The sequence below is a fragment of the Anaerobiospirillum sp. NML120511 genome (assembly GCF_023050955.1).
In the GTDB taxonomy this organism is placed as follows: domain Bacteria; phylum Pseudomonadota; class Gammaproteobacteria; order Enterobacterales; family Succinivibrionaceae; genus Anaerobiospirillum.
Genome location: NZ_JALKIK010000020.1, coordinates 60,714 through 78,125, shown reverse-complemented (window position 1 = coordinate 78,125; position 17,412 = coordinate 60,714). Strand labels below are relative to the sequence as shown.

Genomic DNA, 17,412 nt, shown 5'->3' with positions numbered 1-17,412 from the left:
ATTCAAATCAATAACTGCATCTACTGGTCTTTTTGAAGATTAATCAAATTGTTGGTCTACATGATTGGCTTGTTAAAAGAGCGGGATCGGCTGTAATGATGTTTGCTCTTCATATCCTCTGATTTTGAGAAGAGCCAGTTTATCTTTTTCACCCGTTAAAGTTGAGGTTGTACCGCTTCTCAAACGTTAGCCACTGACTGTGTCCTGCATCTTTTTAGTTTGAGGATCTAATATGATTCTGCTTCTGCTGAGTTCGGGATCTGGAATCATTTCTGCACTTTTGAAGTTTTTCAGCTTCGAACAGGCTACATCCATTTAAGTAGGCGCTCTCCTGCTTAAGTCTGCACTGGAAGCAGGTAGACGGATATTTTTCCGGGTCAGGATAAATCCATGCAATGCCAACATTGCCATTATCTATGGACATAACTGGATGGTAAGGGCGCATGGATTTGCTGTTACCATCAAACCAGCCTTCATTCTCAAGCTGCTTGCAGGTGTACGTCATGCCATAACACTTGATTCCATCTCTTGAAACACTTGCGTTCTTTTGAGGAAGAAGGCTTAACCTCAGGGACTCATGATTGAAATTGCTTTTCAAAAAAGCAGGACGATTTGCACACCCCCAGCTCCAGAGAGCTACAGGGCTGCAATCCTGTGTTACAGGATAGTCATTAGGCATCTTGTCTTTAATGCGGGCATTAACAGTGTTTACGGCAAGAAGAACTATTCGTCTGTAGTCATTGAGAGTAAGCACGCTGTTTGTTCGGTTATCAACAGAGCCGGCTTTTTTATGTCTAATTTCACATACGGTTGATTGCTTGAGCATAAAACGGAGCTCACTCTGAAGCATACCGATTGAGGACTCAACAGTGCTCTTATGATCTGCGCGGTTTGGGGCTGAGTTAATAACTGTAACCCCATGGTTACGCGCAAAACGCTCTATCCTGCTGTCCTCAAGCTCAGCATTGTCTGCACATATACAGTTAGGAATGCCAAAGGATGGCCAGTCAAAGGAAATATGGATATCAAAGTTTTCCTTAAAGTACTGGCTCTTATCAGAAATTGCACAGAACAGCGCTTCAGCAGCGCTTTTATTATGTGCATTCTCTAAAGAAACATGTATGCCGACAATCATACCTGTAAAACGATCCGTAACTGAATAAAGTACAGGTCGTCCTACTGGAATGGCAGGCTCTAATGAGGAGCAAAGAAAAACATTGTCCGGAGTGGAATCAACTTCGTAAACGTCACCTGGGCCTGAGCTGGCCTCATATTCAGACTCCGGGCTGGCTAAAATATCCTTGTTGAAGACAATAGGAGAATGCTTCAGCAGGTCCCGGTCTCTTCTGTTACAGGTTCGGTAATAGAATGAAGAAAACTGTCCGAATGTTGGAACAGGCGAGTCAGGATACTTATCTGAATAGCGAGCAATGAGAAATGAATAAGCCTTTCTTAAAGATACGCCATTCTGTGTCAGAACATAATCCCTGATAGTGGCTGACATTAAAGTCTTTAGGGACTTGTCTAATAAAGGCTTATCAACGCCCGTTTTTCTTCCCGGGTTGGAAGAAAAGGTTCTTGGTGAATGACCTACAGCACGATAGTCAGGCATAAGAGCAGCCTTACACTGACCTCTTTGAAACCATCTGGCAATAAGCCTGTACAGTTTACGCAGCATGCTCCTGCTGCCGTTGGACGCTTCGTGAAGCGCAACAGTAAGAGCATTACGAGAATATAAGACTTCCTGGTTAGAAACAATTGACGAAATAAGACAAAAGTTTTCCTCAACAGTCTTGTTCTCACTGACATACATGTTTCTCAGTTGCTCATAAGGATCTTCTACGAATCTTACTGCTCCGCAGCCCAGTTGTCTCTCAAGCTCTTTAGTATCAACAACCCTGTAGGTAATTTTACTTTGCTGATTGCCAGATATTGGATAAAGAGCAGTACAGTCAGTATTGGAGTAAAGGACTCGATGAGGGATACTGTCGATTGACAGAACTTCGTTCTTATTAAATATCAACTTGACTCTCCTCAACTTTGCCCAACCTGCAGTCATTAAGCAGCTTTAGATTGACTGGGATCTTTAAGAACTTCTTTGCACGTAGAATCTGTATAGCCTCACGTATGGTGTACCGTGCGTCAGAAGGTACCCCTATGCAATGAGTATCTGGTAACTAAGAAACCATAACCTCATAGGGAGCTTCCCTGGGGTTGCCAAAAACATTGAAGAGTTTTAATAAATCCTCTTCAGGGACATCTCCTGCCTCATTATATACAAGCAGATAAGATTTCTGACACGACTTTGACTGTCCCCCATTTGGCTATCAAGTCTATTATTAAAGACTTGTCATATAGTTTGCCTCTGATTTGATGTCAGGTATGAGTTTATGACAATCTTTAAATAACATGTACATTTCTGCAGGCTGATAATTCAGTTCTGAAAACAGCAGGGCCCGGGTGCCATATGGCATCCGGGCCCTGTTTTATGTGAGCTCTGCAGATTGTCTGTTCATCTGCTCAGACATATCCGGCCGGGTTTGCTCTGGCCGGATATGCTTATGGTATTAGACGTTGAAGAGGAACTCGAAGAGATCGCCGTCCTGAACGATATAGTCCTTGCCCTCAGAGCGCAGCTTGCCAGCTTCCTTGGCGCCTGCTTCGCCCTTGTACTTGATGAAGTCATCAAAGGCAATGGTCTGGGCACGGATAAAGCCGCGCTCAAAGTCAGAGTGAATCTTGCCTGCAGCCTGAGGAGCGGTAGCGCCTACCTTGACAGTCCAGGCACGTACTTCCTTGACGCCGGCAGTAAAGAAGGTCTGCAGACCAAGCAGCTGGTAACCGGCGCGGATTACGCGGTTAAGACCTGGCTCTTCAAGACCAAGGCTGTCCATGAATTCCTTGCGGTCAGCCTCTTCCATGGTAGCCAGGTCAGCCTCGATGGAGGCAGAAACAGGTACTACTATGGAGTTTTCTTTGGCGGCATACTCGCGGATAGCGTCCAGGTATGGATTGTTCTCAAAGCCGTCCTCAGAGACATTGGCAATGTACATCATTGGCTTTAAGGTCAGGAAGTTAAAGCCCTTCATGGCAGCCAGGTCTTCTTTGGTGAACTCAACGGCACGCAGCATCAGACCCTTTTCAAGGGCTGGCTTTACCTTTTCAAGAGCTACTACCTGAGCCAGAGCTTCCTTGTCACCGCCGGTGCGGGCACGCTTTTCAAGGCGCTGCAGAGCCTTGTCAGCAACTTCAAGGTCAGCAATGGCCAGCTCAGTGTTGATAACCTCAACATCATCAACAGGATTTACCTTGCCGTTAACATGGATAACGTTAGGGTCATCAAAGCATCTGACCACGTGGGCAATGGCATCAGTCTCACGGATGTTGGAGAGGAACTTGTTGCCAAGACCCTCACCCTGAGCAGCTCCCTTAACCAGACCGGCAATATCCACAAATTCCATGGCAGTTGGGACTACCTTCTGTGGATTTACTATGGCAGCGATCTGATCAAGACGGGTATCAGGTACAGGTACGATACCGGTATTAGGATCGATGGTGCAGAAAGGGAAATTCTCAGCGGCGATGCCGGCCTTGGTTAAAGCATTGAATAAGGTGGACTTACCAACATTTGGTAAACCGACGATACCACAGTTAAAACCCATGTTTAACTCCAGGAAAGTGAGGAAAAAGGATAACGAAACCAGAGCTGCTGTCCGTGCCACTGCAGGCGCCACAGCAGTTGTTCCTGCATGGGCACCTGCCGGGGCTGCAGCGGTGCGCCTGCATGGGCACCATCCGGGGCTGCAGCGGGGCCCGGCCTGGCCGCCTGGGCGCCTGGGCGCCAGGCGCCGGGCCGGACTTGTGCCGTTGGGGCTTACGGAACAGGCGCCTTGAGGCTATTTCTGCCAGGCAAGCGGCTTGAAGCCGTTGATGGCACTGGTGGCTCTGGTTATGCCCTGGGTGTAGATCAGGCCAATATCAACAGCGGCCGCATCTAAAGTTTCTTCAATCAGGGCGCGGTCGACAGGCGATGGCTTGCCCAGAACCCATGAATAGGTGTCAGGACCCTTGCCAATGCCTATGCGCAGGCGGTAATAGTCCTGGCTGTTAGCCAGGTGGGCGGTAATGGACTTAAGGCCGTTGTGACCTGCAAGACCGCCGCCGAATTTGAGTTTCATCTGGCCCGGAGCCAGGTCAAGTTCGTCGTGCAAAACCAGGATTTCTTCCGGGGCAATCTTGAAGAACTTGCATAAAGGACCTACGGCACGACCTGATTCGTTCATGTAGGTAGTAGGAAAGAGCAGATGTACCTCATGGCCCTCAATAGAGCCTTTGCCATGCAGTCCGGCAAATTTGCTCTCAGGATTGAGGCTGATATTGTAGCGGCGGGCGATGAGCTCAAGCAGGTCATAACCCATGTTGTGACGGGTATGGTCGTACTTGGCTCCGACATTACCCAGACCGACAATCAGTCTGATATTGGCATTAGCTGGCATATTGGCATTTCTCTGTGGATCTGCGGTCAACAGCTGGCCGCAGGATGCAGGCTGCAGGCTGGTAAAAGCTGACAGTGTGCACTGATTGCCCGGTGCTGCCTGCTGCAGATGCAGCTGCTGGCGCTGCGGCGCAGACGTCCCGACTGCTCAGGCGTGAGCGGCAGCAGGAACGCTTTATGGTATTGGCTGACAGCCTGAAAGGGGCGCTCAGAGCAGGGACGGGGCATCAGCAATCCGTTCGATGCCGCTTAAGTCCTCAGGATTTAAGCGTTCCAGAGCCTGAGCTGCAGTAAGCCCGCTGTCAGGAAAAACCAGATCAGGGGCGATTTCATTGAGCGGCACCAGGACAAAGGCACGCTGCTGAGCGCGCGGGTGAGGCAGGATAACTCTGACGTCTGATGATATCAGATCACCTGCGCAGATAATGTCCAGATCGAGGGTGCGTGGGCCGTCCTTGAAAAGCCTTACACGGCCAAATTCAAGCTCTATAGCGGCAAGACGTTCGTAAAGGGCAACAGGATCGGGCTGACTTTCAACCATGATGACAGCGTTAACAAAATCATCCTGATCAAGATAGCCCACAGGAGGGGTACGGTACAGGGATGAAGCCTTGATAACGCTCACGCCCTCAATGGCGTTAATGGCAGTCACGGCATCCTTGAGAGTGGTGGCACTCTGGCCCATATTGGAGCCCAGGGCAATTACAGTCAGCATCAAACTTTTCCAGTGCTCAGACAGCTCAAAAAATGATGATTATCATACAGAATTAAGGCCAAAGCTCAACAAAAATGCTGAAATCTTTGGCCTTATATATCAGGATTTTCATACCTGAGGTCAGCATGCGTGCCCGGAGTGTTCCAGGTCCGTTGTGAGCCTGGGCATGAGTCCTTTGTGATCCAGGGCATGTGCCCTTTGTGAGCCTGCAGCCCGTGTTGCGGGCTCAGATTATGGCTCGAGATTCATGGACTTGCGCCAGTTACGGGCCTTGCTGATGGACTCAGAAGACTCGTAAATCATCTCGCTGTCGCGCTGGCCATTGTCTGATGAGCCACGGTCACGGCGATCACGATCGCGGTCGCGATCACGGTCACGACGGTTGCGGCGGCCGCCACGGCGATCATCCTTGTAAGGACGATCCTCACGGGAACGTCTTTCAGCTTCTGACTTGCATGCGTCATAGTAAGGCTGCCAGAACTCAACGCGGGACTGCAGGCTGCTGTCAAACTGAGCACGCAGCTTGAACAGGTCAAAAGCGGCGCGGAAGCTGTTGTAGGATGTGGTCTCCTTGACATACTTCTCAGGCTCCCTGGATTCAAGGAGGAACTGCAGACGCCACAGCAGGGCGATAGAGCGGATGATCTGCTCAGGCATGGCGGTGATGCTGTACTGATTGATCACAACGCTTGAAGCCAGGAATGAGATCAGTGACTTGTAGTTGATGTTGTTGGCAGAGAACATCAGGTCGTCGCGAACTTCGTAGAAGTCCCACAGGAACTCATTCCACAGAATAATGGCATAGAGGAAGTGAGGCTTGTTGCACTTGCCCTCGTGGAAGCGCTGATCGGTGCTGGCAAAAGCGTAATTTAACAAATCACGGCAGGAGCTGGAGTTGAGCAGCATTTCGGAGAGGGTGAACAGGCGGCTGAACAGATGAAGTTCAGAAAGTACGCGGAAGCTTGCCTGGGCGTGGCCAGTGAGGAAGAGCTTGTTAACCTCGTCGTACATACGGGCCGGAGCAACCTGATAGAGCAGCTGGGCACATGGCTCAATGCTCTCAAGGGTGCGACGGGACAGGGCAAAGCCCAGCTTGGCGCTGAAGCGGGCAGCACGCAGAATACGTACCGGATCTTCACGGTAGCGGGTCTCAGGATCGCCAATGATATCGATCACGCCCTGGGAGAGGTCGTACAGACCGCCGTGCATGTCGATAAGCTCACCGGTCTGGATGTCCAGATAGATGGCGTTGATGGTGAAGTCACGGCGCTGAGCGTCATCTTCAATGCGCTTGCCGTAGCTGTTGTCACGCACCAGCATGCCCTGGTCAGTAACCTGAACATCATAGGCTTTGCCATCGCCGCTGAATGGACGGGTTACCTGCATCTTGTTGGCATTGCCACCACGGAAGGTGGTTACTTCAATAATATCGTTATTGGTATATACGATATGAACAATCTTGAAGCGACGGCCAATGATACGGGCATTGGTAAACAGACGACGCACCTGCTCAGGGGTCGCATTGGTGGAAACATCAAAGTCCTTAGGAGTCTTGCCCAGCAGCAAATCTCTTACGCCACCGCCTACCAGGTAAGCTTCAAAGCCGGCCTGCTTGAGGCGCTTGATTACCTTGATGGCAAATTTGGAGATTTTTTCAATTGGCAGCTGGTGCTGTTCAGCGTCCAGGACAAGCTTATGCTGGCCTTTTTTGACCACCATGGCTTTGTGCTTCTTCAATAGGTCTTCAAGACCTGGCATTAAGGTAGAAATTTTTGTGTACCTCAAGTCTACAAAGAAGGCTGGCTCTCCTAATATTTTACTCGGATACTCTCACCATCCATGAACATCTCAGTGTCATCACATGTCTCAAGACCTGTGCAGTCCCGGCCATGACATGACCTGTGACCTGCCCTGTGCAGGTCCGGCCGACCTGTCTGCAGGCGTCCTGCCGGGCAGGCGTCATGCAAAAGCGCAGGCGCAACCATGCGCGGCGCTACCTTGCAGCATCGCTTTGAGCATGTATTGAGGGGGAGAGGAAGGGGGAAAGTGCTCCGAGTAAAATATCAGGGGAACCTACAAGAACAAGCCGAAAACCGGTGAGATGACCCCTGGGTGGGGACATGACTCCATAAAGCATAAGTCTTCATCTGTGCATCCAGCTTTAAGTGGGCTGGTAACGGTCGGGAGCCGTATGGTCAGACCTGCAGAGAGTGCATCATGCAGTACATCTGCACCTGCATGGCAGAATGTCACGGAGGCTGCCACGGCCTGTTGCCGTCGGCGTCGTGCCCATGGGACTTAACCTGTCTGCAGGATCTGAAGATTTACTTTGGCGCAGGCTTTTCATACAGCCTCGCTGAACCGGTATGAATTGCCAGAGCTCTTAGGCTGGCAGGCATGACGCCTTGAGGTCGGACGGCAGTTGCCCTCGGGCAGTTCTGCTTTTGTATTCTGAAGCTGCCTGCAGAGCCGCCCCGTCTTGAATACGGGTGCGCTTACCCTGTGGTCAGATACTTCAGAATGCGCCGCCTCGGTCATGCAGTTACTGCACAGCTTGAGATAGCAGCTCATTGCCTGTCAGGACAGTTCACAAAATACACCTGCAAAGAGCAGCGCATATCTGTTGCTGTCAGCCCGTCTCATATTACTGAGGGGCGGTGCCGTCAGGCTCAGCTTAATTCACCAGGGAAAACCGCAGATACAGTACCTGTCATGACATATGCTCCCTCATCTGCTGCGCACCTTCAGTGTTCATGGTTCAGACCATGACAGGGCTGTCGGTCAGAGAGTATGCCTCAGGGAAAGCCTGGTGCAGACTGGCTGATCTGCATCTGCTTTGCTGCACAAATGTTCAGCAGCTCCTCTGCAGGCTGATATGAGCATTGCACTGGCTGCAGGACGCTTGAAAAATAATGCGGGCGTCAGCATGCCGGTACTGTTTCTTTCAGGCGGTTCGCCCGAAAACAGGCTGCATTATATCACAATAGCCGAATGGGGCATGGCCGCCACATTAAAGGCACAGGCCATATGGAATATAAGATCATCCATGCCGTGAGCGTACTCACGGGCCACTTCAGCCACAGCTGCCATGCCTGCGCCATCGGCCCCGCCATCACAGAGAGCATGCACCAGCATTGAGATATCAATTCCGCTGTCAGGAAGCATAAATTCAGTCAGAACCTCACCTTTGTCATTGCCATAATCGAGGCCGGGCACTGCCCTCTGTCCATGGCATGCTGCAGTGGCCCGGGCATCTGAAGTGGTCGGGGCAGCTGAAGTGGCCGGGGCCTGGCCATGGCTTTGGCCATGGCCAAAGCCTCTGGCCGGACTGAGTTGAGGGGTCAGTAAAAGTCCTAGACCAAGGACAGTGCTGGTCAGGGCAGTGTGCCTGGTACTGCCAGGCTGACAGCTTAAGTCAGTGGCTGCTGCATTGCGGGCGTGTCGTGAACGGCTATGGCCCTGGTCGCTGCATCTTGCGGCCTCGGCAGAGGCAGCAGAGGCGGCAGCTGCAGCATTGGCAGCTGCTGCGGCCCGGCTGATTATCTCAAGGGTTATCAAACCGGCCCGGATGAAAGTTTCATCAAGGTATTTTGCCATATTCATGCAGTTTTCATCGCACTGCTGGCCCAGCAGTCTGCAGGTGTGAATAAAGGCCTGATGAGGAGCCATGGTGCTGAGCACGGCAGGAGCTTTGTTCTGTTTGGAAAGCTTGTTGCCCTGAGGGTCGGTGATGAGCGGCACATGAAAGAACTCAGGGGCAGTCCAGCCCATGATGTCGTAAAGACAAAGCTGCAGGAAGGTGGCATCGAGCATGTCAGCGCCGCGTACTACCTCGCTTATGCCTTCGTTGTGGTCATCAACCACCACGGCCAGATTGTAGGCAATGATGCCGTCAGCACGGCGCAGTACCAGGGAGCTTGCCAGCTCATGTCCCAGATCACACTGACTGACCATTCCAAGGTTGTTGTCCTTAAAAGACGGGTAATGCTTAAGGCACTCTTTGAGCTCAATGCGTATGGCAAGGTGGTCAGCATCGGCAGTGCGCAGTTTCTCCTGAACCTGCTGTTCGTGGCAGGGGCAGGGACGCTGTTTCATCAGGGCGCGGGTGCACTCACAGAAATAGGCTGTGCCATTGTCGGTCAGGACATTCATCACCTCATGATAATCCTCGAGCTGACAGCTCTGAATCACAGGTGACAGAGGAGACTTGATACCAAGAAGAGCCAGCTCGGTAAGAATGACAGGTGTGTTGGCGGGCGGGCAGCGGGGAAAGTCCAGATCCTCAATACGGACAATAAAGCGGCCCTGATGGTTCAGGCAGCGCAGCAAAGCGGCATAACCGGCCACCAGCGATCCCTGATGGAGGCGACCGCTTGGTGATGGGGCAAAACGTCCGCAGTAAGTCATAGAAAAAAGGATCCTCACGTTTAACATTCACAGCCGCCATGCGGCGCATGGCCGCCTGCATGCATGGCTGTCTGGCAGGCTGTCTGGCGGCTGCCCGCCTGGAGCGCACCGGCCCGTGGCCAGGTCGCAGGCAGTTGCTCTGCTGTTCGCCTGTTCATAGCGGCCTGCGGCAATGCCGCCGGCAGGCAGCTCTCGGGCAGGGCCTGGTGACTCTTATCCTCTGATTGAATGGCCGGCTCTACTGCCTGTCGCCAAAGAGCTCAAAGAAATTCCTGTTAGGAATAAAGGTGCTTTCGTTACCTGCAACCACCTTGCCCATGGTCAGTCGTACCGGAACGTCGCGCTGCTTTTTCTCGTCGAATTTGACGCCATGCTTAATCTGCACATAGGTGGCGCCGCAGGAGCCTTTCTTGAAGTAGAGCTTTTCCGGAATGACAGAGAGATCAAGTGGAGTGTTATCAGCCATGGCTTATCCTTAAGCAAAACAAAAAACACTGACAGTGCAGAAAGTGGCTGGTTATCTGAGCCATCAGTCTGCGTAAGCCATGAGAATATGATCTTTGGGGCTGAAAGTTAAGTATTTCTGTTATTACCTGACAAAATGCCACAGTATTTGACCTGCCCAACCCGGCCCAGCTCTGTCCTGCCCTGCCTAACCCGGCTCAGCTCTGTCCTGCCATGCCCTGATCTGTTCTGTCCAGCCCAGCCCATCCCAGCCCTGATCAGATCTGTCCGTCTGTCTGTACAGATGGCATAGACCGTTCATGGCCTGTTTGATTGAGAGCGGGACAGCGTAGCAGGGGCGATTCTTGCAGGGCTGGTGATCGCACCTTTAAAACTCTATCCAATGTCTTTTGCAAAGCAAAATTATGGTGCTGTGAGATATATGAAAACTGAACAATGTGCTGTCAGTTGCAGAGCAAAAATGTGGGCCTTAAGGATTGCTGAGAAGTGGTGTATGGGCCGAGCATCTCAGTTGGTGTACGGGTTTAGCTGTCAGTTGCTTTGGCGCCTGATGGAATATGGGCCGGATACTTATTGAAATGACAGGATGGGATGAGATTGGAGGAGGTGGCTGTAAGGTTGAGATGCGGTGACTGTGAGATCGCCTGATGGGGCCTGGGACTGTTGCAGTACAGCTGCAGGACCGCCCTGATGTGGTGGGTGGGGACCTTGAGTTTTTAGGAGGAGCTGGGAGTTTGGAGGTGGGCCTGGGGGCTCATGGGAATATACTCAAGCGCACCGCAGTGCGCCTGAGTTATTGAGTGCAGGCAGAGTGTGCCTGATAGTGAGCAGGACCTGCTGTTAGTCTCCGTACTGCTTTTCCTTGATTTCAGCCAGGGACTTGCAGTCTACGCACAGATCGGCGGTTGGACGGGCCTCAAGACGCTTGATACCAATCTCAATGCCGCACTGCTCGCAGTAACCAAACTCGTCATCATCGAGCTTGCGTAAGGTCTTTTCGATCTTCTTGATCAGCTTGCGCTCACGATCACGGGCGCGTAACTCGAGGGCAAACTCTTCTTCCTGGGAAGCACGATCAACTGGATCAGGGAAGTTGGCAGCTTCGTTCTTCATGTGGCCTACAGTGCGGTCTACTTCAGAGCGCAGCTGATCACGCCAGGCGGTCAGGATCTTGCGGAAGTGCTCTTTCTGAGCATCATTCATGTATTCCTCACCAGATTGCTCCTGGTAAGGCTTAACACCGGCAATAGCCAGCGGCGACATGGAGTCTAAATCTTCTTGGGTAAGGTTACTCATAACTCATTTCCTTATTGGTTTGTAAGCATCAGCCCGCCTCATAAGGGCGGTTAATGAGCAAGGGCAGCAGCCCGGCTCATTTGTTCCTGATGGCAGGTTCAGCACCTGCAAGGTACTGTAGATCCATTCAGGATGATGCTCTGATGGTTAGGCCGGCCCTCAGGGCAGGCTTCTGACCGCAAACATGACGGATGAAGTGCATTTGAACCTGTAAACCTGAGGCAGATGCCTTACAGAACACCTGAACGTTTCCGTCATTGCACAGGGACAACTTCACGCCCGCAAGGGCGAAGAGCGGCTGTGACAGACCTGATTCAAGCTGCAGCGCTACTGGCGCAAACAGCTAATACAAGCCCTTATTAATGGGACTGGCCATTAATCAAGGCAAGCATTATCCATAAATTGCCCCGGGGTATCAAGCAAATAATATCCATGCTGTGAGAAATATAGCTAATTTGCGTAATGCTCCATGCCGTGTATCGCATTTTTCTCACTTTGCAGCCCCGTTCAGGCAGGCTTTTCCAAAGCCTGTCGTGTCTTAAAGTGCTCTGTCTATGTGATATCTGACAGTGGGCCTGCACTCTTTAGAGCAGCATGGCGCTGCTGTCAGGGGCCTGGGCTTATGAAAAACTACTGACGCTGAAGTTAAGGCTCAGGGCAAGGTAAACCAGGTCAATCAACATAGCACAGTAATTCAAATGGCACTAAGCATCATATGTCCAAAATGACGACCCGCCTGCAAAACAGAAAAATTCACAGCCATAAAAATGTAGTCTTAACTGTAACCTTACGTGAACTTTACATTGGAATACCTGGTCATAAATGCAGGTCCGTCATCAAAGTGACTGCCCCGATGAGGGCAACATGCAGCTTTTCCATAAATTTCACTGAAAAGTGCCGGCCGTTTTATCCTTAGATATACGCAGCGTAACCGCAGTATCAGCTGCTCACAATACTGGCCGGATCAGGGTGGTCAGTTCCGGGAGTGCGCTTTCTACATATATATAGTGCACTGTGGGCAGATCAGATGTTCTTGCTTAGGCCATGTGGCGGCTGTCAGTCCTGTGCCTTGCTGTGACCAGGCCCGGCCATGCTGCCGCCTGGGCAATGCCCTGGGAGTTGCCAGGCTGGGCCTGCCCGGTGCTGGCGCTGCCGGCACGGCTCAGCCCGTACCTGTGATTTGCATTGCGGCCAGGGTGTAGCCAAGTTGTGGCCCGGCTGGGCCAGGCTGTAGCCACGTTATAGCCCGGCAGCGGCCCTGGTGTGGCCTTGCTGCGGCCAGGTTATGACGGTTGCCCTGGCGCGGCCTTGGGGTTTATTGCCAGGCTCTGCTGTTGGCAGGTTACGCCTCATTTGCCCGGTAGTCCAGACTGCCGTAAATATGGGGGCGGGAGCGGCTTATTTTGTATGCACAATGCCATGGGCTGATAGTTGAGTTTAGGCTTGCTTTGCTATAATGCATACTTTTGTTCTGTAAGGGCAGCATAAGCTGTGAGGCATGCATACGGGCAGTAAAATGAGCCTGTCATGGGTGCCCTGTCAGGCGCGGGACAGGCCAGGTATGACCGGCCTGCAAAATCCCAGGTGAGGATCTGTCCTGAGCATACTGTCTGCGGCACTGCGGGCCGCTTTACGGGTACGGACATTTGAGGCAGGTGTTGGAGTAATCTTTCTGCCTGAAGAATTTCAAGGCGCAGCCATTAAGGAGCAGTGTGTCTCCATAAGCTGCGCCATAAGGCCTGATGTTCACAGAGCACAGGGCCCCAGAAGGAAGGTAATAACTGATGCAGGATAAGCATAACGGCCATGGCAGCGGCAGCTCGCGACTTGAGCCTACCTTTGGTGACTTTACCGGTATGCCGGACCCGCAAAATAATCAGGGCCAGGATCTTACAGGTTCAGGCTCTGCTTCCTTTGATGCCGGCTCCTTCAGTGCCCTTGATGATGCTCCCTTGACCGGACCGGGCCGTCGTGCTGCTGTCGCCGCCCAGGAAAAGGCTGACAGCGACAGCGTTGAGCACAACAGTGATATTTCCGACCTTGCGGCACAGGACTCTAATGGCACAGGCGCCGCAGGTGTCGCTGGTGCAGGGGCGGGCGCTGCCGGTGGTGCCGGTGGCGCCGTCCCGGGCGGCCTGCCGCCAGAGGGCGGTGATGACAAGGGCCGCTCAGGCCGGGCTGAGGAGGCGGGTGCTGACAGAGGCGGGGCAGATGCTGTAACCGAGGCTAAGGGCGCAGCGGGTGACTCTGACAGTAACGGGACCGATGCAGATGGCGCTGCCGGGGGCGAAACTGTCGGAGGCGGTGCTGCGGGTACCGCAGGTGACGGGGCAGACGCTGGCAATGAGTATGAGACCTATGAGCAGATGCTGGCACGTTTTGAGGGTGATGAGCAGAAGGCTCAGGCTCTGCTGCGTCTGCAAAATGCCCGTGAGAGTCTTGCTGCCGGTGATGTTGAGGGCAACTTCCTCTATCGCTGGCGTGAGCGTGTGCGTGCTGAAAAAGAGGCACGTATTGCTGAAAAGGAAGCCCGCGCCCTTGGTGCTCTGCCTCGTCTTACTGTCTGGCAGCGCATGGTAAAGACCATACGCTTCCTTACCTATCTCTTTATCAAGCTGGCTGTAGTAGGCATTGGTATCAGTGCTCTGCTCTTTATCTACTTTGATGCCGTGGTGATCGACGGTTATGAGGTAGATGACAAGTGGGTGCTGCCGGCCGTAGTTTATTCCCGTCCTCTGGAGCTCTATCCTGATCAGCGTCTGTCTCTTGATCAGATGCTCTACGAGCTCAAGCTGCTGCAGTACCGTGAAGTATCCAGTCCGTCCCGTCCGGGCGAATATGCCGTTAACCGCAAGAACGGCCGTGTGGTACTGATCCGCCGTCCATTTACTTTCCCTGATGGTGAAGAGCCGCGTCTGTCCTTAATGGTGGAATTTGAGGACAAGCGCGTTAACCGTATCCTCAATGCCGAAACCCTCCAGGAAATGGCATTCCTGCGCATGGATCCTGTTCTGCTTGATCGTATTAACCGTATCAATCCTCAGGAAGACCGTATCTTCATTTCCCTTGATCAGGTGCCCGAGCAGCTGGTTACCACTCTGGTAGAAATTGAAGACCGCTCCTATTTTGAACACTTTGGTATCAACCCTGTAGCCATTGTCCGTGCCTTTGTGAAGAACACCATGGCAGGCCGTGTGGTTGAGGGCGGCAGTACCATTACTCAGCAGCTGGTCAAGAACTACTTCCTGACCAACGAGCGCAGCTATTCCCGTAAACTCAAGGAAATCTTCATGGCCATGGCCATGAATCACCGCTACACCAAGGAGCAGATCCTTGAGGCTTACATGAATGAAATTTACCTGGGCCAGAATGGAAATGCCGGTATTTACGGCTTTGGTCTGGCCTCCTATTTCTACTTTGGTGTACCGGTAGCCGAGCTGTCCCTCGATCAGATGGCTCTGCTGGTTGGTCTTATCAAAGGCCCATCCTATTACGATCCATGGCGCTATCCTGATAACGCTCTGGAGCGCCGCAATACCGTTCTTGGTGTGCTGCGCAACCGTGGCCATATTTCTCCTGAGCTCTTTGAAAAGCTCGCTGCCAAACCGCTCAATGTCATTAAGCGCGGTCAGATGAATTACAACAAGACCCCAGCTTTCATGGGCCTTGTTAAGACTGAAATTGGCTGGCGTTTCAAGGAAGAGGAAGAAAGAACAGGTAAGGACTTTCTGTCAGGTAATGGCATCCGTATCTTTACCTCACTTGACCCTCAGGCTCAGCTGTCAGCTGAAAAGGCTGTAACCGAGCAGATTGCTGCCATTGAAAAAGAGAGCAAGAAGAGCAATCTTGAGGCTGCCATGGTCGTCTCTTCATGGCGTACCGGTGAGGTTTCAGCCATTGTAGGTTCCTCAAATCCAAAGTATGACGGTTATAACCGTGCTCTGGACAGCCGCCGTCAGGTAGGCTCGCTTATCAAGCCTTTTGTGTATCTGACCGCTTTCCATCAGGGCTATCATCTTGGCTCCATTGTCAATGACAGCGCCGTACAGGTGAAGCTGCCAAATGGCAATATCTGGTCACCAAAGAATGATGACAAGAAGTTCCGTGGTCCGATCCGTGTAATTACCGCCATGGCCAAGTCCTTGAATGTACCTACGGTGCGTGTGGGCATGGGCGCCGGTCTTGATAATGTCATCAATACCCTCAATGCCGCCGGTTACAGGCGCAAGCTGCCACTGTATCCGTCCATTGTTCTTGGTACTCCAGAGCTTTCTCCTTATGAGCTCAATTCCATGTACGTAGGTATGGCCACTGAAGGTATCTACCGCGACCTGACTGCTCTGCGTACCATTGAAAAGGATGGCAGGATTGTTTATCAGCGTGGTGGTAACCGCTCACCACGTACCCTTGATCCAAAGGATACCTATCTGGCCATTTACGGTATGACCGAGGCTACCCGCACTGGTACCGGACGTCGTATTGCCAGGATGTTCCCTGGTGTAACCATTGCCTCCAAGACTGGTACTACCAACGATTTCCGTGACTCATGGACTGTAGGTATGGACTCTGATGAAGTAGCCACTGTATGGGTAGGCTATGACAACAACAAGTCCACAGGCCTGTACGGTTCAACCGGTGCCATGAGACTGTATGGTGCCTACCTGCAGGAGCGTGGTGTGAACTCACTTGATCTCAAGCGTCCACAGGGCATTGTCTTTGCCAACTTCGACTCTCAGGGCAACGTGCTGGCCAGTGGCTGTGAGGAGCCAGGTATGGAGCGCTATCCGGCCCGTGAGGATCGCATTCAGTACATAAGACAGTGCAATAACTTTGGTGAGTTTGGCTATGACGAGCTGCCATATGAAGTACCTCAGTCTCAGCAGCCTGTATACAGACCATACGATCCAAATGCACCAGAGGGTCAGAACGCTGCCGGTACCGGAACTCCAGGTGCTCCGGCTGCCCCAGGCTCATTAAATCTGGGCACCCGTCCAATAATGCCATCAGGTCAGGTCGCCCCGGCCCCTGTCCCGGCAGGCCAGTCTGGACAGCCTGGCAAGCCAGTACAGGGCGGTCAGCCGGCACCTGCGGCCCCTGGATCACTATTTGGCGATGGTCCTGTACGTCCGGCCGGTAACAACTTTGTGGCACCGAATATCAATGCCCTTAAGGATGGCAGTGTAGAGGACTCTGGTGCCCGTGACGTTGATCCGGTAAAGCCTGACAATCAGGCCCGCCCAACTCAGCGTTCCTCTGAAAACACTGAGCGTCAGGCCGATGCCTTTGAAGATGAGCTCTTAAGTATCTTCTAGGCCCGGCAGGCGGCACGCAATGTCTGATGCAGAAATTATGCGCCGCCTGACGTTCCAGGCAAGGAGTGCTCCAGTCAGAGCCGTCTTCAGTGCAACACAGGCAAGGTCCGCTCCCAGCCCCGTTCAGGCCAGGCAATGGCCTTGCACAGGTCCTGAGCCGGATCCTGCCATAGCCTTGCCATGGCCAGAACTGTCCTGGGCCGGGCTACGGACAGTCACGGGCCGCTCCACGGGCAGCCTGGGCCGGGACACGGACCAGCCGTCCCGGTTGGGATCAACACAGCGGCGCTGACAACAGCCCAATGAAAAAAGCCTCCAGCAACAGCTGGAGGCTTTTTTTTCGGCTTTGGGCCGGGCTGACTGCGGGGCAGTATCAGGCGTTGACATTGATGGCGCGGGTGCCGTCGGCACGGGTCCATGACGCCGGGGTCTTGCCCTGCAGCAGATAGCTGAAAGCCAGTATCTGGGAGATAACCTCAAAAAGCTCGCGAGGGATTTCCTCACCTTCTTTGAGGCAGCGCAGCTGACTCATCAGCTGCTCGTCCTTGTGAACGTACAGACCCAGCTCTTTTGCCATGTCGATAATGGCCTCGGCCATGGCACCCTCACCCTTTGAGGAGACCACAGGGGAGCTGCGGCTTTCCTCATCGTAGCTCAGACCGACAGCCTCTTTGAGGCCTGATTTGTTGCGTGAGTAGGATGACTTGGATGAGAACATACTG

The 17,412-nt window shown here is 52.6% G+C and carries 10 protein-coding genes; 1 reads left to right on the top strand and 9 read right to left on the bottom strand.

All coding sequences use genetic code 11. The features are described from left to right. Window positions 1–214 precede the first annotated feature (214 nt). The 8 genes from MXE39_RS07255 to dksA form a co-directional block, all read right to left on the bottom strand. Window positions 215–2,023 carry a hypothetical protein gene (locus MXE39_RS07255; protein WP_246977968.1) on the bottom strand — a complete coding sequence of 603 codons (1,809 nt, stop codon included), beginning with the start codon at window positions 2,021–2,023 and terminating at the stop codon, window positions 215–217. Between the two features lie 544 nt (window positions 2,024–2,567). Further along, the gene (gene ychF / locus MXE39_RS07250) at window positions 2,568–3,662 is read right to left on the bottom strand and encodes a redox-regulated ATPase YchF (protein ID WP_246977967.1); all 1,095 of its coding nucleotides are present in this window, start codon (window positions 3,660–3,662) and stop codon (window positions 2,568–2,570) included. Between the two features lie 234 nt (window positions 3,663–3,896). Continuing rightward, the gene (gene pth, locus MXE39_RS07245) at window positions 3,897–4,496 is read right to left on the bottom strand and encodes an aminoacyl-tRNA hydrolase (protein ID WP_246977966.1); all 600 of its coding nucleotides are present in this window, start codon (window positions 4,494–4,496) and stop codon (window positions 3,897–3,899) included. 207 nt (window positions 4,497–4,703) lie between these two features. Next, a complete protein-coding gene (folK, locus tag MXE39_RS07240) occupies window positions 4,704–5,210 on the bottom strand; it encodes a 2-amino-4-hydroxy-6-hydroxymethyldihydropteridine diphosphokinase (RefSeq protein ID WP_246977965.1) in 507 nt (168 codons plus the stop codon). A gap of 231 nt (window positions 5,211–5,441) precedes the next feature. Beyond that, on the bottom strand, window positions 5,442–6,995 hold the full coding sequence (gene pcnB / locus MXE39_RS07235) for a polynucleotide adenylyltransferase PcnB (protein ID WP_247073900.1): 1,554 nt from the start codon (window positions 6,993–6,995) through the stop codon (window positions 5,442–5,444). A 1,188-nt stretch (window positions 6,996–8,183) separates the two neighbouring features. After that, entirely contained in the window at window positions 8,184–9,617 is a 1,434-nt protein-coding gene (locus tag MXE39_RS07230; RefSeq protein WP_246977963.1) for a glutamate--tRNA ligase family protein, read from the bottom strand. 238 nt (window positions 9,618–9,855) lie between these two features. After that, entirely contained in the window at window positions 9,856–10,083 is a 228-nt protein-coding gene (locus MXE39_RS07225) for a hypothetical protein (protein WP_246977962.1), read from the bottom strand. An 839-nt stretch (window positions 10,084–10,922) separates the two neighbouring features. After that, complete coding sequence (gene dksA, locus MXE39_RS07220) at window positions 10,923–11,378, bottom strand: RNA polymerase-binding protein DksA (RefSeq protein WP_246977961.1); 456 nt, start codon at window positions 11,376–11,378, stop codon at window positions 10,923–10,925. Between the two features lie 1,784 nt (window positions 11,379–13,162). Between dksA and mrcB the strand changes: the two genes are divergently transcribed. Beyond that, entirely contained in the window at window positions 13,163–16,690 is a 3,528-nt protein-coding gene (gene mrcB / locus MXE39_RS07215) for a penicillin-binding protein 1B (RefSeq protein WP_246977960.1), read from the top strand. Between the two features lie 373 nt (window positions 16,691–17,063). Here the strand turns inward: mrcB and MXE39_RS07210 are convergent, their stop codons facing one another. Then, window positions 17,064–17,408 (bottom strand): EscU/YscU/HrcU family type III secretion system export apparatus switch protein, encoded by a 345-nt coding sequence (locus tag MXE39_RS07210; protein WP_246977959.1) that lies wholly within the window; start codon window positions 17,406–17,408, stop codon window positions 17,064–17,066. Window positions 17,409–17,412 lie beyond the last annotated feature (4 nt).

What these genes read in the sequence shown, in the direction of transcription:
- ychF (WP_246977967.1), bottom strand. Translation starts at nt 3,662, where the DNA reads ATGGGTTTTAACTGTGGTATCGTCGGTTTACCAAATGTTGGTAAGTCC.
- pth (WP_246977966.1), bottom strand. Translation starts at nt 4,496, where the DNA reads ATGCCAGCTAATGCCAATATCAGACTGATTGTCGGTCTGGGTAATGTC.
- folK (WP_246977965.1), bottom strand. Translation starts at nt 5,210, where the DNA reads ATGCTGACTGTAATTGCCCTGGGCTCCAATATGGGCCAGAGTGCCACC.
- MXE39_RS07230 (WP_246977963.1), bottom strand. Translation starts at nt 9,617, where the DNA reads ATGACTTACTGCGGACGTTTTGCCCCATCACCAAGCGGTCGCCTCCAT.
- MXE39_RS07225 (WP_246977962.1), bottom strand. Translation starts at nt 10,083, where the DNA reads ATGGCTGATAACACTCCACTTGATCTCTCTGTCATTCCGGAAAAGCTC.
- dksA (WP_246977961.1), bottom strand. Translation starts at nt 11,378, where the DNA reads ATGAGTAACCTTACCCAAGAAGATTTAGACTCCATGTCGCCGCTGGCT.
- mrcB (WP_246977960.1), top strand. Translation starts at nt 13,163, where the DNA reads ATGCAGGATAAGCATAACGGCCATGGCAGCGGCAGCTCGCGACTTGAG.
- MXE39_RS07210 (WP_246977959.1), bottom strand. Translation starts at nt 17,408, where the DNA reads ATGTTCTCATCCAAGTCATCCTACTCACGCAACAAATCAGGCCTCAAA.